The organism is Hydrogenophaga laconesensis, from assembly GCF_031457235.1.
Taxonomy (GTDB): domain Bacteria; phylum Pseudomonadota; class Gammaproteobacteria; order Burkholderiales; family Burkholderiaceae_C; genus Hydrogenophaga; species Hydrogenophaga laconesensis.
The window spans coordinates 635,270-659,254 of sequence record NZ_JAVDWE010000001.1 but is presented as its reverse complement, the minus strand read 5'-3'; the positions used below and the strand labels follow the sequence as shown (position 1 = coordinate 659,254).

Here is a 23,985-nt window from a genome sequence, read left to right as displayed (position 1 = left end):
CGAGCGATGCCGTCGAAGGGTTGTACCCATGCCGAGGAGTGGCGCATCCCCAGCACCTCGGATCCTGATGCGTGTCTGTTTGTCCGAAGGCGCGGCAAGCCCGGATCGGTGCCCGCGGTGTTGGTTCACGGCTTCTTTCAGCCGGGGTCGGCCATCCTGGACGTTCCCGGCTATTCGCTCCAGCAGGCGCTTGCGGACGCGGGGCTGCGTGTCTATCTGTTCGATCTTCGTGGCTATGGCCGTTCGAGCCGCCCGGCCTTCATGGAAGTCCCGCCCCAGCACAGCCGCCCTGCGCTGGGCTGCATGGCCGATGCGGTCGCAGACCTCGCCGACGTCGTGGCGTTCGTGCGAAAGCAAGAGGACGTCGCCTGCGTGGACCTGATCGGCTATTCGTGGGGCACGGCTCGCAGCGCCAACTTCACGCTGGCGGCCCCGGGGTGCGTGCGCCGCCTGGCCCTCTACGCGCCGGTCTGGCGCCCCGCCGCTGGCGCCGCGGCGAACGTCGGTGACGGCAAGGTCCCCCCAAACCTCGACCCCCGCCTTGGCGGCTACACCGTCGTGTTGCGTGGTGCGCTGAGGCGTGGATGGGACTGGGAGATTGGCGCTGCCGACGCGGCGGAGTATCGAGACCCCGCTGCGCTGGCGTGTGCGGAAAGCTCGCTGATGGATTCCGACCAAGGGCGTGGCAGCTCTGCCGAAGGCTTCCGCGCACCCATGGGCCCAAAGGTGGATGCGCTTCAGGTGCTCCGGGGAGGACAGCTCTTCGATGCACCCCGGCTGCGCCACGACCTCCTTCTGGTGCGAGGCGCGCAGGACAAGCTCTCGAGCGAGGGTGATGCCGCGGCCCTCTTTGAGTCTCTCGGGTCGCCGCACAAGCGGCTCGTGACCATAGACCGGGGTACGCACCTTCTGCATCTGGAGCATGCGCGGTGGCGGCTGGTGGACGAACTGGCGGGATTCCTCGCGGGCGACAGGGTGTGAACTGCGCGGTCGGACTGTGGCCTCCAGTCATCCGCGTCCCGGGTTCCGCGAGCCCGTAGTTCGCTCTCGGGCTGGTGGGCTCCATCAAGACGCGCATCTGCGTGGACACGCTGCAGCGCGCCTCCGCGGCGGGCATGGTCGACGCGTGCGGCGTACTCGCCGCCATGAACAACATGGGCAGCGTCGATCTCGGGGGCTTCACCGCGAATTTCTCGGCCTCGCCCTCCGCCGCCTCCGACCGGGTCGACGTCGTCGTGCGGGCGCGCAGCGGGCACCTGCTGAAATAGCACGGGCCGCCGTTCGTTTCCCGCCTACGCCCGCGAGCAAGTGCGCGTGCGACCGCTGCGCCAGCAGTTCTCCAGTGCATCGCACCGATCGCCGATGGGCCGTGTCCGTGCGAACCGGCCCTAGTCGCGGCGCGAGGGCCGCCGGGCCGCCGGCGATGCGCTGGCGGTCCCTGAGCGGCCGGGGGTCGCTTGACCGCCTCGCGCCGAAGCCCCGGTACGGAGGACATCGATCAGCATGTCCATGGACGCGGTCCGGGTGCGGTCCTTCAGCGTGACGAGCCCCATGGCCACGGCAAGCGGGTTCTGGTCTTCCAGCTGCGACAACTCGCGCACCTGGAGGCTGCACAGCCCACAGCCCGGGCGCTCCGCGCCCATGGCCTGCGGCGCGGCGAGGATGACGGCATCGGTCCGAAGCGCGTACTCGCGCAGGACGATGACGCTCTCGCATTCCAAGGCCAGCGGCAGCATTCCCTTCTCGTCGCGGGCGATCAGCTTCGCCAGCCGGGCGCTCAGGATCGCGGGGATATGGACGGAGGCGAGCCGCTGCGCCCGCAGCTCCCCGAGGGTCACGGTCGCGCGGCCGGCCAGGGGATGGCCTTCGCGGCACATCAGGCTGAGCCGCATGCGCCCGATCGGCTCGACCGCGCAGCGTTCATGGTCGATGAGCTCGCGCACATCGGCGACGAAGAAGTCGAGTTGCTCCTCCATCAGCCTTCTTTGCAGCTCCCGGGTGTGCGCGACGTCCAGCCGCACGCCGACGCGCGGGTGGGCTTGCTGGAACGCGGCGATGGCGGGGAGCACCACCGCCGGCGCGGACAGCGGGCCCGCGCCCACGACCAGGTCGCCGAGCTCGCCCGTGCGCAGGAGCCGCAGCTCCTCGGACAGCTCCTCGCTGCTCAGCAGGAGCCTTTTGGCCCTGGCGAGCACCCGCTCGCCTGCCATCGTGAGCCGGACCCCGTTCGCCCGCCGGTCGAAGAGGGGCATCGACACGGACTCCTCGAGGGCGGCGACGCTGCGGCTGAACGCGGAGGCCGACAGGAAGGCCCGCTCCGCCGCGCGCCCGAAGTGCTGTTCCTCGGACAGCAGCACCATGTGGTGGAGCTGTTTCAGGTTGATGGGCATCGCTGTCGCCTCCTGTGTTGCGCATGGCCGCCAGGCCCGCGCGCTCCCGGCATCCGCGCGGTTCACTCGCGGGACACGGGGTCCGCCAGATCCGGTGGGCCGCCATGGCGCTTCAGGGCGCGGCGGTCGCCGAGGCCGGCGCCTCGGTGCCGTCCTGCGGTGCCTGGGGGTCCTGGGCCGCGTCGAAGGATTCCTCGAGGAGCCGGGCCATGTCCTCCAGGTTCATCACGAACTGCGCGAACTCCAGCCGGCGGTCCTTGAGGGCGATGCCGCGCCTTGCGGGGGCCATGGCGGCATGCTGCGTCTGGAGTACGGACTTCCCATCCAGGTAGTCGAGCAGGTCGTCGACCTCGAAGGCCTCGGCGCGCCAGAAGCGGCGCGGCGGCTCTCCGGGACCTCTTCCCACGTAGCCGCGCACCAGCAAGTTGATCAGCTCGTGCGCCTGTCGCACCGGGTGGGCGCCGCAGCGGTAGCCGCTGAAGGCGCGGTTGGCCGTGACCACGCAGGTGCGCACGCGCGCCGGGGCGGTGGCGTCCCAGCCAAGCGCCTTGAAGAGCCGCGCCTGGTTGCCGGGTTCCGCGAGCCATAGGGCGCGGAGGTCCAGTTGCTCCTCTGCCTTCAGGACCAGGTCGTAGCTGTTGCGCAGCTCGTGCGGCGAGCACGGGTGGTAGGCGTTCTTGCATTCGATGACGAAGAGCACGCCATCGCGGTAGCAGAAGATGTCGGTCTCGCGCCTGCCGCTGATGTTGAAGTCGAAGCTCTCCCGCACGAGAAAGCCCGCTTGCCGCAGCGCCGTCGCCACGGCCACCTGCATCGGATCGTCGGCCGCCGCGGTCACGCCCTTGATCCCGCTGGCGTGCATGATGCTGCGCGCGAGGTTGGACTTGGCCACGATCGCCGGTGGAATGGCGATATAGTCGCCCTTGGGGTCCAGCGAGTGCACGAACGGCCGGTACTGGAGGTCGATGTACACGTTGGCGCCCGCCGCGGAGTTCGTCGTCGGCAGCGACAGCAGCGAGATCAGCTCCTGCGCCTTCTCTGGCGACATCACGACCTGCAGCATCCGCAGCAGATCCGCGCGTGGCGCGACCATCACGGTGGACCGAAGCCCCAGGACCCTGCGCTTCACTGGGTCGTCCACCGTTTCCAGCTTCTTGCGGAACATGGTGTCGATGAGGTTGAACAGCCGTTGCGCCTTGAGCAGGTCCATGATGGAGAGCTGCCCGCTGACCCGCAGGTCGGTGCTGCCGGGCGGCTGGAAGGTGTCGATCAGGGCGCCTTGGAGGAGAGGGAACTCCTCCAGGAACGGGCCGTCGACATTCAGGATCTCGATCAGCGGCGCAAGACTTGGCAGCGTGATCACGAACCGCTCTACGGGCTCTGTCCGGAGCGAAACGAACTCCAGCAGGCCGGCCTGGAAGAACGCGGACAGCGCGTCCTGGAACGAGGGCAGCTTCGGCTGCTCACCGCCCAGGTGCCGCTCGGACGAGGCCGCGCGTATCAGCAACTGCTGGTCGGCCTGGATGTAGCCCAGCCGGACGGATCGTTCGAATTCGGGATCGATGGCCGAGACCAGCACCCCGGCGGGGGTGGCTTGCGCCTTGTACGGAAGGCCATCGAGCAGGACCTCCGCGTCGATCAGCTCGTTGAGCCTCAGGGCGTCCACCAGCAGGCTGGAATAGACGCCCTCATGCGCCGATGCGGCGTGGTCGTCGGTCCAGGTCCACGTCCGGGCGCCGATGCCGGGACCGTCCCGCGAGATCATGTAGAGCCGGGAGAACGCCGATGCGAGCTCGGTGGCGCTCCAGCGCAGCGGCTGGCTCTCGTCGGCCTGCTCGCTGCCCAGCCAGTTGATGGAGAACGAGGAGTTGACGAGCGCCAGCAGGGTCTTGAGGGCCGCGCCTCGGCGCGCCTTCAGGCGGTCGACGATGCTCCGGTGGATCTGCCTCGCGGGCCCGGCGAGCGCCAGCAGCGCCTGCACGGACTGCAGGTACTGGACCTGCTCGGACGGCAGCGGCGAGGTCGCGGACAGTTCGAGCGCCGCCGCCACGATCTTCTTCAGGCAGCCGCCGTCGTATCCATAGCGCGAAGCGCGCAACAGGCCGTCCTTGCGCATGCGCGCGAGCCACGTGCTGCCGTCGAGGCGCAGCAGGGCCAACGTGGACGCCACGGCGTCGCGGCGGTCGTTCGCTGCGATGCACCCGGCCAGGCGCTCGTAGAGAGCCTTGGCCTCTTCACGCGTGGCGGTGGGCGCCGGCAGTGCCTGGGCCGCCGCCGCCATGGCGGACAGGGTCGGTGCCTTCAAGAGTTCGGCGATGCATGCGGCCAGGTCCAAGAGGGGCTCCTTCGTGTATTCAGCGCGGGCCTGGCCCGACCGGCCGCCTTCGTCGCCGGCTGCCGCGCCGTTGGCGCGCGGCACCTCCATCTTATTGCAAGGATTGCAACGCTAGGCGGCTTAAATTGCATTGGACGCAAGCTGCCGCCTTGGCTACTCTCCTGGCGAACACGGTACTGGGCGGCCCCGCGCGCACCGGCCCGCAACAAAAGAGACAAAGGAGACAGCGATGGCGTATTCGAGGAGAAGGATCCTGCAGGCCGGGTCGGCTGCGATGGCGCTGGCCGCGTCCGGTCCGCTGCGCGCGGCGCCGGGGCCCGAACTGGCGCGCATCCTCGTGGGCTTTCCGCCGGGCACGACCACGGATGTCGTTGCCCGCAAGATCGGGGACCGGCTCGTCAACGACTATGCGCCGGCCGTCGTGGTGGAAAGCCGCCTCGGGGCGGGCGGTCAGCTCGCCGTGGTCGCGGTCAAGGCCGCGGCGCCCGACGGCGCCAGCATTCTCGTCACCCCCATGTCGATGCTCGGCGTCTATCCGTTCACCTACCGCAAGCTTCCCTATGACCCGGCGGCGGATCTCGCGCCGGTGTCCATGGCCGCAACCCTCGATTGCGGCATCGCGGTCGGCCCCGCGGTCCCGGAGCAGGTGCGGACGGTGAACGACCTGATGGCCTGGTACAAGGCGCACCCGGACCGCGCCAGCATGGGCTCGCCCGCCACGGGGTCGACGCTGCATTTCGCGGCCATCTCGCTCGGCAGGGCGGCGGGCGTGGAGATCACCCACATCGGCTACAAGGGCTCCGGCGCGGCGATCACGGACATGATCGGCGGCAACCTTCCGGCGCTCTGCAGCCCGCTGGGCACTTTCCTGAACCAGCCCAGGCTGCGGCTCCTCGCGACGACCGGGTCCGAACGGAGCCGGTTCACGCCCAAGGTGCCCACGCTGGTGGAGCAGGGCTTCAAGAACATGGTGTTCCAGGAGTGGTACGGCGTCTACCTGCCCGCCGGGGCACCCGCGTTCGCGGTGCAGAAGCTCCATGCGGCCGTGCACCGCGCGCTGGCGTCCAAGGAGGTGGAGGAGAGCTTCGCGTCCTTCGGGATGGAGGTGTCGCCGTCCACGCCTGCGCAACTGACGGAGGCGCTGCGCGATGCCCAGAAGAAGTGGGAGCCGATCGTCAAGAGCATCGGCTTCAGCGCCGACAGCTGAAGCGCACGCTCCCGGCCCTGCCATCCGGCCGCGACCCGCCGCAGCCGCGCCGGCGCTGCGCGCGGCACCGGCAACCGCAGCGGCCCCTGGGTGCCGCCGCTGCATCCATCGCTTCGCCCGCACGCATCCGCCCGCACGCATCCGCCTGCACGCATCCCACTGCCTTACCCCGGGGTCGGCCGGCCGCCTTCGCCCGCGACACTGCGCGACCGCCCCGGCTGGCAGACCAGCCCGGGGCCCTGCGGCTGGCCACGGCCGGGGGTTGAAGCCCGGTGCGAGGCGTGGAAGATGCAGGCGGAGGTGTCAGACATGTCCTTTCGAATGCAGTTGGCCTCGCTCCCGGACGGCGCGGGGTCCTTTGAGGTGTTGAGCTTCGCGACGGTGCGTCGCCCGGCGCATGGCGCCGCGCGCCCCTTCGACCCCGTGCTCGCGGCCACCGTGGGCACGCAGCTGGAGTACGGCAACCTTTTTGCCTATCTGTTCCGCCGGTTCGGCTATCCCAACGAGCCCTGGGACCGGCGCAACGAGCTGGCGCGCTATCTGCTCTCGACGCGCCGCGCCGACTTGTTCCTCGGCGTGGCGCCCCGGCTCGACGGCCGCGCCGATCTCAGCCTGGTCTTCCTCGGCCCCGCGGGACTTGGACAGGCGGCCCGGTCCTTCTGCAGCGCGCCCGTCGAGGCCTGGGAGGGCAGGGCGATCGCGCACGGCGCCCCGAGGGACTGGCCGGGGTGGCTGGGGCCCGCCTCTGCCGCCTCCAGAGCAAGCACCGACCCGCCAGGGAACCCCGCGGACGGCCCGGCACGCCGGCTGCGCGAGGCGCTGCGGCCCCGGCCCGGCGATCCTCCCTCCGTGGCGCTGCGCAAGCGCCGGTACCTGCAGCGCTGCCATGAGCTCTACGCGCGCGTCGAGCCTGCGCCACGGCCGCTGCAGCGGCCCGCCGCATTGAAGGACTGGTCCGATGCGGATCCGCTCAAGCCCTACGCCCTGGCCGCCACACAGGCGCTGCGCGAGCTGAAGCGCGACGTGCGGCTTGGCGACGGCGCGATCGATGTGTTCGGGGCCCGGGCGCCCACTCGGCGCGCGCTCGCCGGCGCGGAGTCCGCCGACCTGTCCTGGAACGCGCTCGTGCCGCAGAACGCCCCGCTCGTCGCCGAGTTGCAGCGGGCGCTCGTGCGCCTCGGCAGAGGCGACGCGCGGCTGGGTGTGGCCCGCGCATTGGCCCTGCTGCAGCGCGAGCCCGGGCGCGCCAGCCGCTGAGGAGCGTCGCATGCAACCCACCGGACGACCGAACAGCGCCAGCGGCTGCCGTCCGGTGGCCTGCGTCTGCCCGCTCCAGGGGACGGTCCGCCGGAATAACCTGCCCGATTTCCGTGCAATCGCAGCAAAATCGGTAGTTGCGTTGCCCGGCACTGCGTGTCGGGCGGCCTGCCGACAGCAATATCCGCTGGCGGCGGGGAGTCGTTGGCCGCCCACAAGGTAGACCAGTGTGTTCCATGTCCATGCACGGTGCGCCCGCCGCCGTGGGGATTCTCTGGAAGGAGGGTGGGCGGGAGAAGAGCCATGGAGAACTGGGCGGGATCCCTGATGCAGGCCATCGACCCCGACGGCGCCGAGGACGAGGTGTTCGCCCATATCGCGTTCGCCGCCAGGGGCCTGGGCTTCGAGTGGTGCGCGTTCGGGCTGCGCGTGCCCCTGCCGGTGACCGATCCGAAGGTCATGCTGGTCAACGACTACCCCGCGGTGTGGCAGCACCGGTATCTCGAGGCGGGCTACGTGCGCGTCGACCCCACGGTGCTGCACGGGCGCAGCAGCCAGGTGCCGCTCGTCTGGAGCGAACAGGTCTTCGCATCGACCCCGGGGCTGTGGTCCGAGGCGCAGTCCGCAGGCCTGCGCTACGGCTGGTGCCAGTCGAGCCTGGACGCGTACGGGGTGACGAGCATGCTCAGCCTGTCGCGCTCGTCCGAGCCGATCACCGGCACGGAGATGGCGGACAAGCGGATGCAGATGTCCTGGCTGGTGAACATCGCGCACATGGCACTGGGCCGCCACTTCAAGCCCAGGCTGTACGGACCGCCGGGCGCCGACCTGACGGCCCGGGAGACGGAAGTGCTCAAATGGACCATCGACGGCAAGACCGCCGGGGAGATCGCGCTCATCCTCTCGATCAGCATCGATACGGTGAACTACCACGTCAAGAACGCGACCCTCAAGATGAATTCGCCCAACAAGGCAACCGCCGCCGTTCGCGCGCTCGCGATGGGCCTGCTGTCGTGAGAAGCGCAGCGACGGTTTGACGGGCCGCCGCCGCTCTCCGAAACTGTCGGGTGCGCGCGGCGGAGCGCCCGGCCCGCGGCATAGGCGCACGATGACGACATGACATGGCAATACGGTCCCGCGTACGGTGAAGGTCCCTGGCTGTCCAGCACGGATGGCTTTGTGCGGCTGTCGCTGGACGCCATGCTCGACCTTCGGCTGGAGCACATGCTTTCGCGGCTGGAACAGGACCCCCAGGACATTGCGCGGTGCGGCGCACAGACCGCGATCTGCGGCTACAGCGAGTGGTTCAGCCGCGCCGCGCCGTGCCTGAGCATCGGCTGGGACTGGCGGCTGGTGTGCGCGCCGGGCGTGCTCGGGCTGGCGCGCGTGGGCTGGCCCCGCAGCAACGTCATGTTGATCGACCGGCATGGCGCCGACTACGCCTGGCGGCGCAATCTCGAAGTCCTGGGCACCGTGGTGGACGCGCTGCCGTGGCGCGACAACCCGCGGCAGGTCCTGTTGCGCTGCACGCTATAAGTGTCCTCCAGCAGTTGGTAGTACCGCAAAGCGCGGGCTGACGATGCAATGGCGGCTCGTCAGTCGTTGCTGGAGGCCGATGTGGAGATTATTGAAGGCACCCCGAGGTCCCTGTCGCCGGAATTGTTCGAGGGCATTGCGCGTTACCGGCACAAGGTGTTCATCGAGACGCTCGGATGGGAGCTTCCGGCCCGCGAGGGGCTGGAGCTGGACCAGTTCGACCGCCCCGACACCATCTATCTGGCCGCCCGCGAGTACGACGGCCGCCTGGTCGGCACCGCCCGCCTGATGCCGACCGACAAGCCCTATCTGCTCGGCGAGGTGTTCCCGCAGCTGATGGGGGGCGTCGAGCCGCCGCGGCGCGCCGACGTCTGGGAACTGTCGCGTTTCGCGGCCGTGGATTTCGCGCAGGCGGGGGCCCATCCCCTGGGCCAGTTCTCGTCGCCGGTCACCCTGCAGCTGCTGCGCGAGGTGCTGCGTCTGGCGGCCGACAACGGCGTCCAGCGCCTGATCACGGTGTCTCCGCTCGGCGTGGAACGGCTGCTGCGGCGAGCCGGCTGTGCCGCCCACCGCGCGGCGCCGCCGGTGGTGATCGGCGGGCAACCGCTCTTCGCGTGCTGGGTCGAAGTGCAGGGACGGCTGTCGAGCTGATGGACCCCATGTGCGATCCCACATGCAGGTTGCCGGCAGATCTCGGTCCGCCTGGCGCCCCACCGCCGCCGTCTGCGGCAGCCGACATGGCGCCGGATGCCCGTGAACCGGGTCCGCGGCGCGCAGGCGCCGCGGTGCAGCCGCCACAGACCCATGGCCAGCTTTCGCTCCTGATCACCGATGGGGCGGTATGGGACCTTCGGCGCGCCGCCCGGCGCAGCGGATGCCGTCTCGCCGAAATGCTGCTGGCGATGTTCGGCCTGGCGCTCGACCGGCAAGGACTGCATGGGGAGGCATCGATCACCGTTCTTTGGCCGGAACCGGGCCAGGGTGGGGCGATGCAGCGCGGCGTCGCCGGTGGCGCCGTGCAGCCGCGCGACGAGACGGCCATGCCGAAGGACATGCGCCGGGCGATCGCGGGCGGTGCTGGCCCCGGCATGGCATACGCCGACGCGCGGGGCGGCGTGGCTTTCCGGTACACGCGGTGCTGGCTGGGAGAGGCGACCATCGCGCGGCTGCTCGAGTCCGACGCGTCAGGTGATCGGGGCGGTGATGGCGGGTTCGATCTGCTGCTCGCGATCAGCGAGTTCGATGACGAACTGCTGCTGGAATGCTTCTACCGGACCGCTGCGACGACCGAACCGTCCGCCCGCCAGTTGCTGCAGGCTTATGTGAGCGACCTTGCAGACATCGCGCGCTCGTCTTCCGAGCCCACCGGCGCACGTGGCTGATCCCCTGGGCCGACCCCTGCCGGCCCGGGACGCGAGGTGCTTCGTCGGCGGGCCGGTTGGAGAGAGGCAAAGGCCGAAGCAGGAGGAACTCACGCCGCGGGCGACGGTACCGATGGCGTGGCGCGCCAACCGTGCAGCAGTGCCTCGACGTGCAGGCTGAGAAAGCGCTGCTGGTCGAAGTCGTTGGGCTGCGGGGTGCGCAGTCCTCCCGCATGCTCCCACAGCGAGAGGAAGAGCATGGGTGCGAGCACGAGCTTGACGGCGTATTGCATTTCGGGAATGCGCAGCTCGCCGCGTTCGACACCCCGCCGCAGGATGCGGCCGACCAGTTCGTTGCCGGGCTCGATGACCTCGCGCCGGTAGAAGTCCGACAGCTCGGGGAAGTTCTGTGCCTCGCACAGCATCAGCTTGGAGATGCCCGCGGCCGGCGTGTCCCCCACGCGCCGCCACCACACCTGCATGCAGTAACGCAGCAGTTCTTCCGTGCTGCCCTCGAAGCTGTCCAGCTCGCGGCCCCATTCGGCGAAGCGTCCTGCGATGACCTCGCGCACCACGGCCTTGAGCAAGTCTTCCTTGGTGGAGAAGTACAGGAACAGCGTGCCCTTGGAGACGCCCGCCCGGGCTGCCACTTCGTCGACGCGGGTGGCGGCGAACCCCTTCTCGACGAACAGCGCGAGCGCCGCCTCCAGCAATTCGCCCGGGCGCGCCTGCTTGCGCCGCTCGAACCTGGAGCCTGTCGCGGAAATGGAAGTGGTGGAGTCCAACGTGCGGTTCTTCTTGTGATCGTGCGGTGGTTGATTGGGCCACACCTGCATGCGGCGTCAATCCGGAGGTACCTGGGGCAGTTCGGGCGCGGCGGAGTCGGCTGCGGCCCCGCGCCGCCCGGCATCGGGACGGGCAGGGCCGCGGCACCGGCCTCAGGGCGCGGTCCGTGACGCCTCGCGATGCCGCGCCCGCAGGTGCATGCGCATGCGCCGCGCGTGCTCGCCCTGCGGGTCCGGCAGCAGATGCTGCTGGATCTGCCAAGCCGCAGCGTCTCCAGCACGGCGCTTTCGGCCTGTGGATCCCACAGCACGGACGGGGCGCCGGTAGCGGCTCGCCGGGCGCGGCGCTAGAGGGCACGTGCCCCCGGGGAAGGAAGTGCCGCAGTTGCGACCTTGACGCGGCCACAGGGCGTGCTGCAGCGTATCCGCCGGGATAAGGAGCCAGCGCCGGAAGCCTGGAATCGTTGCCGGTCCCGCGGCGGCACTTGCTCGGGTCCAGGGCGCTGCGCCGCAGCCTGCGATGCCATGCGCTGCCTGCGCCTCGCGGTCGCCGCCGGGGTTGACCGGGCCGAAACGGGGGCGATGCTGGGCCATGCTCACCCCCGACGAGAAGCAGCTGATGCAACGGTGTCTCGACGCGATCCGCGAACGATCGCCGGGGTTCCGCGCGCGCCGCCCGCAGCTGCAGATGATCGCGGCGGTGGCGCACGCGCTTGCCCGCGTCGATGCCAGCGACGCAGAGCGAAGCGACGGAGCGCACCTCGCCGTGATCGAGGCCGGAACGGGCACCGGCAAGACGGTCGCCTATCTGCTGCCCGCACTGGTGCTGGCGCACTTGCGCGGCCGCAAGCTGGTCGTGTCCTCGTCCACCGTCACGCTGCAGGAGCAACTGCTGCACAAGGACGTGCCGGACCTGCTGCGCTTTCTGCCGTTCCCGGTCTCCTACGTCGTGGCCAAGGGCCGGCGGCGCTTCCTGTGCCCGGCGCGGCTCGCGCAGCGTCTGGACCAGCAGGCCGCGGTCGAGCCGCGCGACGCGCCCGGGCAGCAAGACGACGCGGCGGCGGACGGTGCCGGCGTGCGGCCGCTGCGCTGGTTCTCGCGCCTGGCCGAGGCCTTCGATGCCGGCCGCTGGTGCGGAGACCGCGACGCCTGGCCGCAGGTGATCCCGGAGTCCGTCTGGGCCAGCGTCACGACGGACCGCCCGGGCTGCCTGGGCAGCCGCTGTCCGAGCTATGCGCGCTGCCCCTTCTACCAGGCCCGCCAGCGTGCCAAGGAGGCCGACCTCACCATCGCCAACCACGACCTCGTGCTGGCGGCAGCGGACATGGAGCCCGGCAGCACGCTGCCCGATCTGCGCGAGGCGCTGGTAGTCTTCGACGAGGCGCACAGCCTGCCCTCCAAGGTGGTGGACCACTGCGCCTCGCGCCACTCCGTGTGCAGTGCGGCCTCCTGGGTGTCCCATGCGGCCCGCGATGCCCGCGCCGCCGTCACGGCGCTGCGGCTCGGCCGGTTCGGCCCGGATCTCCCGGATCCTGCCCTCCCTGCCGCGCGGCTGTGCGCGGCGCTGGAGCGCCTGCTGGAGGCCGTGGGGCGGCACTGCGAGTTCGCTGGCCAGCAACGCATCAGCCGCTTCGCAGGCGGCGTGCTGCCTGTGGAGGTGCGGAAAGCGGGCGCTGCCGTGCTGGACGCAGCGCGCGCGATGGGCCAGGACCTTCTGACGCTCCGCACGGCGCTCGTGGACCGCGCAGGCGATCGTGCCGAGGCCGTGCAGCCGCACCTGGCCACGCTCGGGGGGTACTTCCCGAAACTGGAGGAGCTGGTCGCGACCTGGGACTGGATGCTGTGCGACGAGACGCAGCATCCGCTGCCCGTGGCGCGCTGGGTGGAGCGCCATGCGGGTTCGGGCGGTGGCGACGACTTCCTGGTCTGCGCGGCGCCGATCAGCGGCGGGCCGCGGCTGCGGGAACTGCTGTGGAACAAGGTCGGCGCTGCGGTGTTGACGTCGGCGACCTTGCGCGCCTGCGGGCGCTTCGCCATGTTCCTGGAGGAGGCGGGACTGCAAGGCTATGCGGCACTGGAACCTTTGGCGCTGGCATCGCCGTTCGACTATGGGCGCCGGGCGGTCCTGCATATCCCGGGAGTGCGCGCCGATCCCCGCGATGCGGCCGCCCATGGGCAGGAGATCGTGCGGCGTCTTCCTGCCTTGCTGGCGCGCCAGCGCGGCTCGCTGGTGCTGTTCGCCTCGGCCCGGCAGATGCGCGAGGTCCAGGCAGCCTTACCCGACGAACTGAAGGCCTGCGTGCTCATGCAGGGTGAATGCTCCCGGCGCGAGCTGCTCGAGCGCCACCGTGCCCGGATCGATGCGGGCGAGCGCTCGGTGCTGTTCGGTCTGGCCAGCCTGGCCGAGGGCGTCGATCTGCCGGGCGAGTACTGCACCCATGTCATCTGCGCCAAGCTGCCGTTCTCCGTGCCGGACAACCCGCTGGAAGAGACGCGCCGCGAGTGGATAGAGGCACAGGGGCGCTCCGCATTCCTGGAACGCAGCGTGCCGGAGGTCGGCATCCGGCTGGCGCAGGCCACGGGGCGGCTGCTGCGCACGGACGACGACCACGGCACGGTGACGGTGCTGGATCCGCGGCTCGGGAGAACGCATTGGGGCCGCATGCTGCTGCGCGGCCTGCCGCCGTTTCGCATCGTCATCGGCGACCGGCCGCTCGATGCGCCCGGCTTGGCCGAGGCGGCCTGACGTGGCGCGGGCGGCTCAGGCGACCCGCACGGCGGCAGCATGGAGCGGTGTCCGCCCGCGGCCGCCCCCTGGCCAAGCGGCGAACCGGACGGCGCGGCGCTGCTCAGCTGTGGCGGCATGCCCTCGGTTCCGGTACAACGCATTCGCAGGAGGAGAGAGATCATGCGCGTCATCAGGAAACCCCGGTATCCCGAGATCAACCAGCTCACCACGAAGCTGATCGTGGGCGTCATCGCCATTGCGATCGCTTCCGTCACCGGCTGGGTGTCCACACTCGAGCGCCCGCTCGCATCCATCAGCGAGTCGTATTTCGCGGGCGACTGGTCGCGCAACATCTTCGTCGGCTTCCTGTTTGCGATCTCGGCCTTCCTGCTCTCGTACAACGGGCAGACCCGGGCGCACATGGTCCTGTCCCGGGTGGCGGCGCTGGCGGGCCTCGGCGTGGCCATGTTTCCCTGCAAGTGCGGCGGCCGCGAGGAGATCATCCCCTATGTCCACTATGCCTGCGCCGCCGTCATGTTCTCGGTGCTGGCGTATTTCTGCATCGCGTTCTACCGGCATGCGCGCAGCAAGCCCCACCGGCAGGCGCACTGGCGCGCGAGGCTGTACCTCGCATGCTTCTGGGCCATGGTCGCGGCCATGGCCGTGCTGCTGGTCAATGGCATCTGGGGTGACGATCTGGGCATCGAGGCGCGGCTGCCGCGCATCGTGTTCTACGGCGAGGCGGTGGCGCTGTCGGCCTTCGGGGTGTGCTGGCTGGTGGCCAGCCGGGTGCTGCCCGGGCTGACCCGGCCCGAGGAGCGCCATCGGCTGCTGGCCGAGGACCCTCCCGGCGCGGACGACCGCGGCGGCGAGACGCCACGGTCGTGACGCTGGATCCGCAGTCCCTCGCGCCGCGGTGAGCGGCCGCGCCCGCGCGGAGCGCCCCTGACGGCGCTGCGCACCCTTGCCGGACAGTCCGCCGGATGGGGCGTCGGCCCGCTGCCGCTCGCACGCCCCTGGGAAGGGGCGGCGGGGTAAGGCTGCAAAATATGACAAGAATCGTCCGGCGCTCTGGTCTCGGTCCGGGCACAGGCATGGCATCCGAAACCATCTTGGGAGACATCATGGTTGTACCGTTTGATCACGGCGCCAGGCGTGACGGCGCACAGACGCTGGGGCGGGGCCTGCGGATCGCCTCGCTGATCATGCAGGCGGGCCAGGGCGGACTGGGTCTCTCGGACGTGGTGGAGGCCACGGGCCTGAACAAGTCCACGACCCATCGGCTGCTGTTGGAGCTCGTCGGCGCCGGACTGCTGTCCCGTGACGAGCAGCGCAGGTACCGGCTCGGGCCCCTGGCCTACGAGATGGGATTGGTCTCGTCCTACCGCTACGACGTGCGCCCGCTGTGCGAGACTTCGCTGGACCGCATCGCCTGCAGTACGGGCGACACCGTGTTCCTGGGCAAGCGGTGTGGCGCCTCGTCCGTGTGCATCGACCACCGCATCGGCGCCGAAGTGCGCCCGCCCATCGTGCCGCCGAAAGGCCGCGTCCATCCCCTGGGGGTGGGCTCGATGGGGATGGCGGTGCTCAGCCAGCTGAGCGACGAGCAGGTGACCGTGATCAACGCGGCGAACCGCAAGCGGCTGGAGGCCTTCGCCGGCGTCTCCTCGGCCTACGTCCAGGAGATGGTGGAGCGCACGCGCGCGCTGGGTTTCGCCCGGATGGCGAACCATGTGGCGCACGGGGTGGTGTCGCTCGGCGTGAGCATCAACGACGGGTCGGGACGGCCCCTGCTGGCCATCAGCGTGGCCACGACCCTGGGCCGCATGAGCCGCAGCCATGAGCAGTCGGTGCTGGACGCGCTCTATGCGGAAGCGCTGGTCCTGCAAGAGAGCCTGCTGCAACGCTCCCGCTTCCCGGCCGACGCTTTCGCCGTCCCCGTCACGCCCTAGCGCGCGGCCATTCGCGCGAAGTTCCCTGTATGTGGAACTTCGCGGCACCACGGGCGCGCCGCCCTTCCTAGACTTCGGTGCAACCGATGTGGATGGAAGGGAAAGCAATGCAGGCAAACGCGATGGCGTCGATGGGAGAGGCGCTGGTCCATGCGTTCGAGCGCTCCGGCGCCAGGGTGGCGATCGAGTGCGACGGCGCCGAGGTGACGTATGCGCAGCTGGCGTCGGACGTCGCCAGGACGATCGGCGCGCTGCGGGCCCTGGGCTTGAAGCCGGGCGACCGGATCGCGCAGATCGCGGCGAACGGCTATGAGGCCTTCCTGGTGGTCGCGGCGGCCTACGTCGGAGGCTTCACCCTGGTGCCGCTGCAATACAACGGCGATCTGGAGGACCATCGCTTCGCCATCGAGGACAGCCGGCCCGCCCTGGTGATCGTCGATGCAGGGCGTGCCGGCCGCGCGCAGCAATTGGCGGCGTCCTGCGGGCACGCATTCCTGCGCGCGACCCACGACGAGCTGGCCACCGCGGCCGCCGGGCAGCCGCAGCGCCCGCTGCGCTCGTTCGCCGGGGCCGCGGACCCGCAGGGCTGCGCCCGCCTCAACTACACCGGCGGCACGACGGGCAAGCCCAAGGGCGTGATGATCGCCTCGGCCGCGCTGACCTACGCCACGATGCTGCACGTCATCGCCAACGGCTACGACGGCGATACCCGGCTGCTCGTGGCCTCGCCGATCTCGCACGGCGGCGGCTCGTTCATCCCCCCGGTGCTGTGGATGGGCGGGCGCGTCGTCATCCACAACGGGTTCGATGCGGCGCGCGTGACCGCGGAGATCGCCAGCGGCCGGGTCAACTCGCTGTTCCTGGTGCCGACGATGCTGTACGCCTTGCTCGACCACCCGGACGTGGCCCGGATCCAGCGCGGGCAACTGCGCAGGGTCACCTACGGCGCCGCTCCGGCGTCGCCCGCCCGCCTGCGGCAGGCGCTGGAGCTGTTCGGGCCGGTGCTGGTCCAGAGCTACGGTCAGTCGGAGGCGCCCGGCGCCATCCTGTACCTGTCGGCGCAGGAGCATGTGCACGAGGATCCGCAGCGGCTCATGGCGGCCGGCAAGCCCTATCCGGGCGTGAGCATCAAGCTGGTCGGCCAGGACGGCCAGGCGCGCACCGGCTCCGGGGAGGTGGGCGAGATCTGCGTGCGGGCGCCGCACGTGATGCTGGGCTACCTGAACAACCCCGAGCTGACCGAGGCGACGATCAGGGACGGCTGGCTGCATACCGGTGACCTGGCCCGCGTGGACCCGTACGGCTTCTTCCATATCGTCGACCGCGCCAAGGACATGATCATCTCCGGCGGGTTCAACGTCTATGCGTCGGAGGTGGAAAGCGTCCTGGAGGCGCACCCGGACGTCAAGGCCTCGGCGGTGATCGGCGTGCCCGACGAACGCTGGGGCGAGGCCGTGAAGGCCTTCGTCGTGCCGCAGCCCCAGTGTTGCCCCGCCGAGGCGGATCTCATTGCCTTCGCCAAGGCGAACATCGGCTCGATCAAGGCGCCCAAGACGATCGAGATCACGGGCAGCCTGCCGGTGACGAAGGTCGGGAAGATCGACAAGAAGGCGTTGCGCGCGCCGTACTGGGAGGGCAAGGCCCGCGGAGTGAACTGAGCCTGCCGCGCTGCGGCCGGCCACGCAGCACCGTGTATCGGAGAGCCGCCAGCCGGTGCGGCCGCGCACCGGGTGGGGCAGGGCTGCTGTCCAAGGGAAGAACGGAAGACATCAAGGAGACAACGATGAAACGCAGATCGATTTTGCTGGGCGTGCCGCTGGGCGCCATCGCCCCCGCCATCTTCGCCAGCCCCAGGCCGGTCACGGTGGTCGTTCCGTACCCTGCTGGAGGCACCACCGACAAGGTGGGCCGCTACGTGGCGAATGGGTTGACGGAGAAGCTGGGCCAGAATTTCCTCGTGCTCAACAAGCCCGGCGCCGGCGGGACCATCGGCATCAGCGAGGTCGCGCGTGCGCCGGCCGACGGATCGATGCTCGGGATCGTCTACGACTCGCACGCCGTGGACCACCTCGTCTACCCGAGCCTTGCCTACCATCCGTTCAGGTCCTTCGAGTTCGTCAGCCTCGTGGTGACCGCGCCGCACGTGCTGGTCACCTCCGCCCGCACGCCCTACAGGACCCTGGACGACCTCATCGCCGCCGGCAAGGCGGGCCCGAACAAGGTGACGTACGGCGCGATCGGCGAGGGCACGTCGACGACCTTGAATGCGGCGCTGTTCGCCGAGAAGGCCGGCTTCCAGGCGCTGCGCGTGCCGTACAACGGCGGCGGTGGCGCCTACCTGGCGGATCTGCTGGCCGGGCGCTTCGACTACATCATGGGCGCCTTGCCGGCGGCCCTGGCCCATATTGAGAGCGGTCAGCTGCGCGCGCTCGCGTACGGCGGGCCCACCCGGTCCACCTTGCTGCCGGAGGTCCCGACGCTCAGTGAGACCTTCCCGGGCATGGAGGCTGCGTCCTGGGTCGGCGTGGTCGCTCCCGCAGGGCTGCCCAAGGCCAGGGTCGACCAGCTGAGCGATGCGATCCGCGCTGTGGTGCTCAGCGAGCCGCTGCGGCACAAGCTGGTGGCGGAGGGCTTCGTGGTGCAAGGGTCCACCAGTGCCCAGTTCCTCGAGCGCGCGCGCGCCGATTCCGAACTCCAGAGCCGGCTGCTCAAACGGGGCGCGAACAAGTAGCCCCCGACCGGCACCACCAGAACAAGAGGAGACAACCATGAAACACGCCATCGCGGCGGCGGGGGCTTGCTTTGCCCTGGCCGCCTCCCACTCCCACGCGCAGACCAACGTGGTGGTCTACGGCGTGCTCGACGTCGGCATGGACTACGGCAAGGCCGGATCGTTCAGCCAGGTGCGTCAGCTGTCCGGCGGGCTGGTCGGCTCGCGGCTGGGATTCCGCGGAACCGAGGACCTCGGCGGCGGCCTGTCGGCGGTGTTCCGCCTCGAAAGCGGCATCAACGCCGACACCGGCACGTTCGCCCAGGGCGGCCGCGCGTTCGGGCGGGAGGCCACGGTGGGGCTTTCCTCCAAGGACTGGGGCACGATCCGCCTCGGCCGCATGGGCAGCACCTTCTATGTGGCATCGCTTTCGGTCAATGCATTCCAGGCCGGCCAGTCGGGCTCGGTGTCGGCGATCACGAGGAGCACCGCGACGAGCGACAAGTACCCGCTGCACCTGATCGCCGCGGCCCGCTCCGACAACGCAGTGCACTACACCTCGCCGTCCTGGGGCGGCGTGCAGCTCCAACTGCACGGATCCGCCGGCGAGAAGAGCACCACGCAGGGCAGCATGGTCGGGGCCACGCTGCAGTACAACGCACGCCCCTGGAACGTCCTCGTCTCGGTGGCCAAGCAGCGCGGCGCCGGCAGCACGGACCGGGTGGGCGCGGCGCGCGGCCTGATGGTGGGCGGCAGCTACGACGCGGGCTTCGCAAAGGTCTTCGCCGGGTACACGCGCGAGAAGAACGACTGCCTCACCTGCACCGGCGTGCTGGAGCGCATGGAGGGGCTGACCGCCCGCGGCGCGGGCGACTTCACGCTGCTGAACCTGGGGGTGCGCGCGCCGGTGGGTGCCTGGACGCTGATCGGCGAGGTGTTCTACCTGCGCGACCGCAGCGACTACGCGGCGCCGGTGGGCAACAGGGATGTGCCGTGGCTGGCGCTCGGCGCGGAGTACGCACTGTCCAAGCGCACCACGCTGTGGGGATCCGTCGGGGCGGTGCGCAACCGCAACGGCTCCCAGTACGTGCTGTCGACCGGGCCCGCGCCGCGTCCGGCGAACGCGGTTCCCGCGGGCAACCCCACCGCCAAGAACATCGGCATCGGGATCACCCATGCGTTCTAGTTCCTTCGCCGCCGGCGGCCGGGAGGCGCGCCGATGAAAGCCGTCGTGGTGGTCGATTCGCCGCAAGGCAAGACGCTGCAGGTGCGGGAGGTGGCCGCGCCGGTGCCCGGGCCGGGCCAGGTGCTGGTGCACGTCCATGCCGCGGCCCTGAACCGCTCGGACCTGAGCCGTACGCAGAAGCACTATGCGCCGCGTCCAGTCCACATCGCGGGCAACGAGATGAGCGGCGAAGTCATCGCGCTGGGCCCGGGGGTGACGCGCTTCGCGCCCGGCGACCGCGTCATGGCCTTGGCCGACGGCAGCTACGCCGAACAGGTGTGCGTAGACGAAGACGTGGCCCTGAGGGTGCCGGACGCGCTGCCGCTGCTCGACGCCGCAGCCGTGCCGGTGAGCTACCTGACGGCGCACGACGCGCTGCGCAGCGCCGGCCACCTGGCCGGCGGCGAATCGGTCCTCATCCACTCCGTGACCTCCGGCGTGGGAATCGCCGCGGTGCAGATCGCGCGGGTGCTCGGCGCGGGCCTCGTCATGGGCTCGACGCGCCGTGCCGACAGGGCCGAGCCGCTGCGCGCGCACGGCCTGCAGGAGATCGTGGACCTGGCGCGGGCGCCCGACTTCTCGCGCGCCGTCCTGGAGAAGACCGGCGGGCAGGGGACGGCGCTGATCCTGGATGCGATCGGCGGCGGCGTGCTCGCCCAGAATCTGGCCGCGGCGGCGGTTCGCGGGCGCATCGTGGTGCTCGGCATGCTGGGCGGCACCGAGGACACGCTCGACCTGAACCTGCTCGCTTTGCGCCGGCTGCAGCTGATCGGCGTGTCCTTCCGCAGCCGCAGCCTCGCGGAGCGGGCGCAGGTGTGCCGGCGGTTCGAGGCGGAGCTTGGGCCGCGCCTCGCGGACGGCACGCTGCGCCCCGTGATCTCCAGGACGTTCCCCCTGGACGAGGCGCTGCAGGCCCAGGAGTTCATGCGCGGCAACCTGCACCTGGGCAAGATCGTCCTGCTGCCGTGAGCGACGCGAAAGACAAAAAGGAAGGTATCCGCCATGAACGTGACAGCCATCGGCCACGCGAGCACCCACACGGTCACGCTGCGCGGCCATGACCTGGCGCACGAGGTCCTCGGCAAGATGGACTTCGTGGAGGCGCTGGTCCTGTGCGTGCTGGGCCGCAGGCCGCGCGCCGAGGAGAAGCGGATGATCGACGCCATCCTCGTGGTGGCCCTGGACCATGGCCTGACCCCGCCGGCCATCGCCGCCCGGATGGCCTATCTCGGCGCACCCGAGTCGCTGGCTGGCGCCGTCGCGGCGGGGCTGCTGGGCGCGGGCTCCCGCTTCCTGGGCCCGGCGTCGCTGGCGGCCGAGCAGTTCGCCGGCTGGACGGCGGGCCTGACCGACGGCAACGGCCCTGAAGCCTACGCCCGGCTCGCGCGCGAACTGGCCGCACCTTCGGCGGGAACCCGGTTTGTCGGCTTTGGCCATCCGGTGCACACCGAGGGCGATCCCCGCGTCCCCGCGCTGCGGCGCATCGCGCAGGAGAACGGCTTCCACGGCAAGGCATGGCGCCTGGCCGACGCCATCGTGCAGGAACTCGAGCGGCAGGGCCGGCGCCTGCCGCTGAACGCGGCCGGCGGGACGGCGCTGTGCGTCCTGGGCATGGGGCTCGAGCCACGGCTCGCGACGTGCCTTGCGCTGATCGGGCGCTGCGGCGGACTGGTCGCGCATATCCTCGAGGAAAGCGCGGCGCCGCTGGCACAGGACGCCTGGCGCTTGATCGACACGCAATTCACCGCGCCGCCCGCGGACATCCGCCGGTGATCCCGGCGGGACCCGGGGATGGCGCCTCGGCAGCGCCCGGCCGGGCCAGGCGCCGCATGCTTGCGCCGAAGATCGTCGGCGCGTCCCAGCGGCCGGTGCGTTCATCCAGGCTTCAGGCGGCCTGAAAGGGCCAGGCGGCGGTGTCCGCCAGGGACAAACCGGCCGCCTCCGCGTCGAAGAGGCAGGCGCTCCGGAGGAAGCCTGCCTGGTGGCTCATGGGAACATGCCGCCTGGGTGATGCCCGGCGGCGCAGCGCCCCGCCGCTCGCGTGCTCCGGGCTACAGCGGGAACGCCGCGAGCAGCTCGGCGAAACTCAGTTGCGTGGGCAGCGCCGGAGCCTCATCCCGGCGGTACTGCTCGGGCACCTCCTGCGGCAGCATCTCGCCGCGTTGCACGGCGCGCTGGAGCAGGTCGTGCCGCTCGATCCAGAGCAGTTCATAGCGCGCGATCGCGTCCCATTCGGCCGGGGTGTTGCCCTCGACCTCGTAGGCGTGGTCGCAGGCGCGGGCATCGGTGTCGTCGTAGCGGACGCAGACCTCGCGGTAGGCGCCGAAATCGTGCGGAAAGCTCCGCACTGTGAACCGGGCCGGCACGTCGTCGGCCAGCGGGTACAGGCGCTCCAGCATGCGCAGGAACACCCGGCACTCGCGCCGCGAGCGCTCGTCGTAGTCGGCCCGGCCGACCTGGGCGCAGGCCTCCTCGCAGGGCGAGGGGCCGATGGTCATCAACTGGTAGGTCATGGGATATCTCCGAAAGAAGTGGCGGGCCGCCGGCCGGCATCGGCGACGGCGGCCCGGAGGTAAGGGCGCATTCCGGCCGGGCGGCCGGAATGCGCGCAGCAGGGGAGGGCGAGGACGCACTGAAGGCGCCGTCGCTGCCCCCGCCTTGCCCGGCTTACGTCAATCCCCAGGCCGCGCAGGCGAGGTCTCCGTCGAAGGGGCAGTGCTCAAGCAGCGTGGCGATGGCCGCGCGCTCCAGCGACACGGTGAGCGTGTCGAACCCCTCGGGATACTTGGCAAGACCGGTGTAGAGGTCGAATTCGCCGTCTTCCAGCGCTTCCTCGACGAGGCTGCTGGCGGCATCGAGGTCGAACTCACCATCCGGGAACGCCTCCTCTGGTCCGTTCAGCCCAGGAACCGCGCGGACCGCCGAGGCCTGGCACCGGATGCAGCGGTAGAAGCCCCCGCTGTCGTCGTACTCGGATGTGACCTCGAACGACAGCGTGACGGCGTCGAGCCAGGCGTGCTGGAGGAAGAGCGCCGCCAGCGTGGCGCCCGCCCAGCTGCGGTCGAGCCGCTCGCGATCGGCATGCGCCGCCCGGTAGCGGGCTTCGGCCCCGATGCCGGCGGCATTGAGCGCCACGGCGCCGTCGGCGCCCGCGAGGTAGGCGGGCTGCTCTTCTGTGGATTCAGTGGACATGGGTGTTCCTCGTTCTGCGGTGGTTTCCCTCTGAGAACACCACCGCGCTGGGTTGGATGTGGATCAGCAGCGGGTACCACCAGGACGGCACGGTGCAGACCTGGTGCCAGTCGCCGCGGCCGTCGTTGTCGCTGACGTGGACCTCGATGCAGCGCTCGCAGGCGAGCATCTCGGCCACGAACGTCGGCTCATGGCGTCCGGTGGCAGTCGCCAGGATGTGCAGGTGCGACAGATCGAGCGCGTAGGGCACGCCCGACTCGAACACCGCCCGGTATTCGGACCAGCTCGAGACCAGCCACGTGTCGCCCGGCGTGGGGTAGTGGCCCTCGATGCCGACCGGGCAGCCGAACAGGTCGGCGCAGCGGCGCGCGTGCTCCAGCGCCATGGACAGCGTCGCTTGCGCGCGCCGGCCGGCGTGCGCCGTGTACGCGGGCGCCCCGAGCCTGCGGCTGATGCGCGCCGCCTGGACGAACCAATCGGCGTGCAGCGTGAAGCCGCTGAGGTCGGCGAAGCGGCGGTCCGCGAGGACATGTACGTTGGCGTGCAGCCGGAAGCGTGTGCGCGGATGGGCCATGCGCAGCGCGTCGGCCCGGTCCTCGGTCAGGCAGCCCGTCGATTGCGGCACCAGCTGGACGTGCTCGGCCGACAGCGGTCCGAATAGCGGTTCGCCGATCGGAGCGTGCAGGAGCGCCGCGGCCGCTTCGTGGCGCATCCCCGGCCAGCAGGCCAGCGAGACATGCGCCTTCACAGCCGGACCTCCTGGTAGTCGGAGTCGGTAAAGTACGCCCGGTGCTCGATGACCACGCTGCCATCGGCCGTGTCGAAGACGACCTCGCCCGAGGCGCCGTCGCCGTTCTCCCAGCCGCCGAAGTGCTCGTCGACAAGCTCCATGGCGACGTCCGTGATGGCGTCGTCCAGGGGCCAGTCCTTCAGCGTCACCGTCATCTGCCAGGTGCCGCCGGACCATTCGCAGGTCTCCCTGTACTGGAGGACCTCGGGAATGGGCTCCAGCGTCCTGCCGTCCGGCAACTCGTATTGGACGCCTTCCGGGCCGCCGTTGTCGCCGGAGCCGGTGTAGCTGGCCACCGCGCGCGCGACGCCGTCGGCGCGCAGCGCGTCGAAGATCGCCGCCCGGTTGGCGGCGATGCGCTGCGGTGCGGAGAGCGGGGCGCTCTCCCGTTGCTCGTTGTCTTGCATGTCGTTTCCTCGAATGAAGGGGGCGCACGCGTTCCTCTCGGGACGGCGGCGCCCCAGGGGGTCATTGAAAGAGCCCGCCCTGACGGCGGGCTCGCTGTGGCGGCGCCTCG

General features: G+C 70.6%; 23 protein-coding genes. 16 read left to right on the top strand and 7 right to left on the bottom strand.

All coding sequences use genetic code 11. From position 1 onward, the window contains the following. The first annotated feature begins 6 nt into the window (after positions 1 to 6). A complete protein-coding gene (locus J2X09_RS03210; RefSeq protein WP_082136771.1) occupies positions 7 to 981 on the top strand; it encodes an alpha/beta fold hydrolase in 975 nt (324 codons plus the stop codon). A 74-nt stretch (positions 982 to 1,055) separates the two neighbouring features. Next, complete coding sequence (locus J2X09_RS03205; RefSeq protein ID WP_059400380.1) at positions 1,056 to 1,268, top strand: hypothetical protein; 213 nt, start codon at positions 1,056 to 1,058, stop codon at positions 1,266 to 1,268. Between the two features lie 120 nt (positions 1,269 to 1,388). Here the strand turns inward: J2X09_RS03205 and J2X09_RS03200 are convergent, their stop codons facing one another. Both J2X09_RS03200 and J2X09_RS03195 read right to left on the bottom strand, forming a co-directional pair. After that, positions 1,389 to 2,390 carry a LysR family transcriptional regulator gene (locus J2X09_RS03200; RefSeq protein WP_059400381.1) on the bottom strand — a complete coding sequence of 334 codons (1,002 nt, stop codon included), beginning with the start codon at positions 2,388 to 2,390 and terminating at the stop codon, positions 1,389 to 1,391. Positions 2,391 to 2,502: 112 nt separating this feature from the next. Beyond that, positions 2,503 to 4,725, bottom strand: a complete 2,223-nt coding sequence (locus J2X09_RS03195; protein ID WP_139222804.1) for an endonuclease — start codon at positions 4,723 to 4,725, stop codon at positions 2,503 to 2,505. Between the two features lie 229 nt (positions 4,726 to 4,954). Here J2X09_RS03195 and J2X09_RS03190 point away from each other — a divergent pair, with 229 nt between their 5' ends. From J2X09_RS03190 to J2X09_RS03165, 6 genes are all read left to right on the top strand, one after another. Beyond that, the gene (locus J2X09_RS03190; protein WP_063840195.1) at positions 4,955 to 5,932 is read left to right on the top strand and encodes a tripartite tricarboxylate transporter substrate-binding protein; all 978 of its coding nucleotides are present in this window, start codon (positions 4,955 to 4,957) and stop codon (positions 5,930 to 5,932) included. A gap of 309 nt (positions 5,933 to 6,241) precedes the next feature. Further along, positions 6,242 to 7,189: a hypothetical protein gene (locus J2X09_RS03185; protein ID WP_139222805.1), complete on the top strand. Its 948-nt coding sequence runs from the start codon at positions 6,242 to 6,244 to the stop codon at positions 7,187 to 7,189. 303 nt (positions 7,190 to 7,492) lie between these two features. Then, on the top strand, positions 7,493 to 8,206 hold the full coding sequence (locus J2X09_RS03180; RefSeq protein ID WP_059400385.1) for an autoinducer binding domain-containing protein: 714 nt from the start codon (positions 7,493 to 7,495) through the stop codon (positions 8,204 to 8,206). A 99-nt stretch (positions 8,207 to 8,305) separates the two neighbouring features. Then, a complete protein-coding gene (locus tag J2X09_RS03175; RefSeq protein ID WP_059400386.1) occupies positions 8,306 to 8,725 on the top strand; it encodes a DUF4902 domain-containing protein in 420 nt (139 codons plus the stop codon). 48 nt (positions 8,726 to 8,773) lie between these two features. Beyond that, positions 8,774 to 9,376, top strand: a complete 603-nt coding sequence (locus tag J2X09_RS03170; RefSeq protein WP_092939581.1) for an acyl-homoserine-lactone synthase — start codon at positions 8,774 to 8,776, stop codon at positions 9,374 to 9,376. A gap of 86 nt (positions 9,377 to 9,462) precedes the next feature. Continuing rightward, a complete protein-coding gene (locus J2X09_RS03165) occupies positions 9,463 to 10,107 on the top strand; it encodes a hypothetical protein (RefSeq protein WP_139222806.1) in 645 nt (214 codons plus the stop codon). Positions 10,108 to 10,196: 89 nt separating this feature from the next. Here the strand turns inward: J2X09_RS03165 and J2X09_RS03160 are convergent, their stop codons facing one another. Continuing rightward, entirely contained in the window at positions 10,197 to 10,871 is a 675-nt protein-coding gene (locus tag J2X09_RS03160) for a TetR/AcrR family transcriptional regulator (RefSeq protein ID WP_059400451.1), read from the bottom strand. 520 nt (positions 10,872 to 11,391) lie between these two features. Here J2X09_RS03160 and dinG point away from each other — a divergent pair. From dinG to J2X09_RS03120, 8 genes are all read left to right on the top strand, one after another. Then, on the top strand, positions 11,392 to 13,617 hold the full coding sequence (gene dinG, locus J2X09_RS03155) for an ATP-dependent DNA helicase DinG (RefSeq protein ID WP_082136774.1): 2,226 nt from the start codon (positions 11,392 to 11,394) through the stop codon (positions 13,615 to 13,617). 162 nt (positions 13,618 to 13,779) lie between these two features. Next, positions 13,780 to 14,487: a hypothetical protein gene (locus J2X09_RS03150; RefSeq protein ID WP_059400389.1), complete on the top strand. Its 708-nt coding sequence runs from the start codon at positions 13,780 to 13,782 to the stop codon at positions 14,485 to 14,487. A 236-nt stretch (positions 14,488 to 14,723) separates the two neighbouring features. After that, entirely contained in the window at positions 14,724 to 15,551 is an 828-nt protein-coding gene (locus J2X09_RS03145; protein WP_172739422.1) for an IclR family transcriptional regulator, read from the top strand. Positions 15,552 to 15,658: 107 nt separating this feature from the next. Next, complete coding sequence (locus J2X09_RS03140) at positions 15,659 to 17,209, top strand: AMP-binding protein (protein WP_059400391.1); 1,551 nt, start codon at positions 15,659 to 15,661, stop codon at positions 17,207 to 17,209. 125 nt (positions 17,210 to 17,334) lie between these two features. Next, complete coding sequence (locus J2X09_RS03135) at positions 17,335 to 18,282, top strand: tripartite tricarboxylate transporter substrate-binding protein (protein ID WP_063840196.1); 948 nt, start codon at positions 17,335 to 17,337, stop codon at positions 18,280 to 18,282. Between the two features lie 37 nt (positions 18,283 to 18,319). Beyond that, entirely contained in the window at positions 18,320 to 19,447 is a 1,128-nt protein-coding gene (locus J2X09_RS03130; protein ID WP_059400393.1) for a porin, read from the top strand. 33 nt (positions 19,448 to 19,480) lie between these two features. Beyond that, on the top strand, positions 19,481 to 20,455 hold the full coding sequence (locus tag J2X09_RS03125) for a zinc-binding dehydrogenase (protein ID WP_059400394.1): 975 nt from the start codon (positions 19,481 to 19,483) through the stop codon (positions 20,453 to 20,455). A gap of 33 nt (positions 20,456 to 20,488) precedes the next feature. Next, entirely contained in the window at positions 20,489 to 21,259 is a 771-nt protein-coding gene (locus J2X09_RS03120) for a citryl-CoA lyase (RefSeq protein ID WP_059400395.1), read from the top strand. A gap of 278 nt (positions 21,260 to 21,537) precedes the next feature. Here the strand turns inward: J2X09_RS03120 and J2X09_RS03115 are convergent, their stop codons facing one another. The 4 genes from J2X09_RS03115 to J2X09_RS03100 all read right to left on the bottom strand — a co-directional run bounded on the left by J2X09_RS03115 (position 21,538) and on the right by J2X09_RS03100 (position 23,875). Then, on the bottom strand, positions 21,538 to 21,999 hold the full coding sequence (locus J2X09_RS03115; RefSeq protein WP_059400396.1) for a hypothetical protein: 462 nt from the start codon (positions 21,997 to 21,999) through the stop codon (positions 21,538 to 21,540). Between the two features lie 154 nt (positions 22,000 to 22,153). Further along, positions 22,154 to 22,678, bottom strand: coding sequence for a hypothetical protein (locus J2X09_RS03110; RefSeq protein WP_059400397.1), 525 nt, complete (start codon positions 22,676 to 22,678; stop codon positions 22,154 to 22,156). Continuing rightward, on the bottom strand, positions 22,668 to 23,426 hold the full coding sequence (locus tag J2X09_RS03105) for an apurinic/apyrimidinic endonuclease family protein (protein WP_059400398.1): 759 nt from the start codon (positions 23,424 to 23,426) through the stop codon (positions 22,668 to 22,670). Before J2X09_RS03105 ends, J2X09_RS03110 begins: the two co-directional genes overlap by 11 nt. Then, on the bottom strand, positions 23,423 to 23,875 hold the full coding sequence (locus J2X09_RS03100) for a DUF6878 family protein (protein ID WP_059400399.1): 453 nt from the start codon (positions 23,873 to 23,875) through the stop codon (positions 23,423 to 23,425). Before J2X09_RS03100 ends, J2X09_RS03105 begins: the two co-directional genes overlap by 4 nt. Positions 23,876 to 23,985 lie beyond the last annotated feature (110 nt).

What these genes read in the sequence shown, in the direction of transcription:
- J2X09_RS03210 (WP_082136771.1), top strand. Translation starts at nt 7, where the DNA reads ATGCCGTCGAAGGGTTGTACCCATGCCGAGGAGTGGCGCATCCCCAGC.
- J2X09_RS03185 (WP_139222805.1), top strand. Translation starts at nt 6,242, where the DNA reads ATGTCCTTTCGAATGCAGTTGGCCTCGCTCCCGGACGGCGCGGGGTCC.
- J2X09_RS03165 (WP_139222806.1), top strand. Translation starts at nt 9,463, where the DNA reads ATGGCGCCGGATGCCCGTGAACCGGGTCCGCGGCGCGCAGGCGCCGCG.
- J2X09_RS03180 (WP_059400385.1), top strand. Translation starts at nt 7,493, where the DNA reads ATGGAGAACTGGGCGGGATCCCTGATGCAGGCCATCGACCCCGACGGC.
- J2X09_RS03150 (WP_059400389.1), top strand. Translation starts at nt 13,780, where the DNA reads ATGCGCGTCATCAGGAAACCCCGGTATCCCGAGATCAACCAGCTCACC.
- J2X09_RS03190 (WP_063840195.1), top strand. Translation starts at nt 4,955, where the DNA reads ATGGCGTATTCGAGGAGAAGGATCCTGCAGGCCGGGTCGGCTGCGATG.
- J2X09_RS03170 (WP_092939581.1), top strand. Translation starts at nt 8,774, where the DNA reads ATGGCGGCTCGTCAGTCGTTGCTGGAGGCCGATGTGGAGATTATTGAA.
- J2X09_RS03125 (WP_059400394.1), top strand. Translation starts at nt 19,481, where the DNA reads ATGAAAGCCGTCGTGGTGGTCGATTCGCCGCAAGGCAAGACGCTGCAG.
- J2X09_RS03175 (WP_059400386.1), top strand. Translation starts at nt 8,306, where the DNA reads ATGACATGGCAATACGGTCCCGCGTACGGTGAAGGTCCCTGGCTGTCC.
- J2X09_RS03140 (WP_059400391.1), top strand. Translation starts at nt 15,659, where the DNA reads ATGCAGGCAAACGCGATGGCGTCGATGGGAGAGGCGCTGGTCCATGCG.
- J2X09_RS03200 (WP_059400381.1), bottom strand. Translation starts at nt 2,390, where the DNA reads ATGCCCATCAACCTGAAACAGCTCCACCACATGGTGCTGCTGTCCGAG.
- J2X09_RS03135 (WP_063840196.1), top strand. Translation starts at nt 17,335, where the DNA reads ATGAAACGCAGATCGATTTTGCTGGGCGTGCCGCTGGGCGCCATCGCC.
- J2X09_RS03120 (WP_059400395.1), top strand. Translation starts at nt 20,489, where the DNA reads ATGAACGTGACAGCCATCGGCCACGCGAGCACCCACACGGTCACGCTG.
- J2X09_RS03100 (WP_059400399.1), bottom strand. Translation starts at nt 23,875, where the DNA reads ATGCAAGACAACGAGCAACGGGAGAGCGCCCCGCTCTCCGCACCGCAG.
- J2X09_RS03130 (WP_059400393.1), top strand. Translation starts at nt 18,320, where the DNA reads ATGAAACACGCCATCGCGGCGGCGGGGGCTTGCTTTGCCCTGGCCGCC.
- dinG (WP_082136774.1), top strand. Translation starts at nt 11,392, where the DNA reads ATGCCATGCGCTGCCTGCGCCTCGCGGTCGCCGCCGGGGTTGACCGGG.
- J2X09_RS03145 (WP_172739422.1), top strand. Translation starts at nt 14,724, where the DNA reads ATGGTTGTACCGTTTGATCACGGCGCCAGGCGTGACGGCGCACAGACG.
- J2X09_RS03115 (WP_059400396.1), bottom strand. Translation starts at nt 21,999, where the DNA reads ATGACCTACCAGTTGATGACCATCGGCCCCTCGCCCTGCGAGGAGGCC.
- J2X09_RS03110 (WP_059400397.1), bottom strand. Translation starts at nt 22,678, where the DNA reads ATGTCCACTGAATCCACAGAAGAGCAGCCCGCCTACCTCGCGGGCGCC.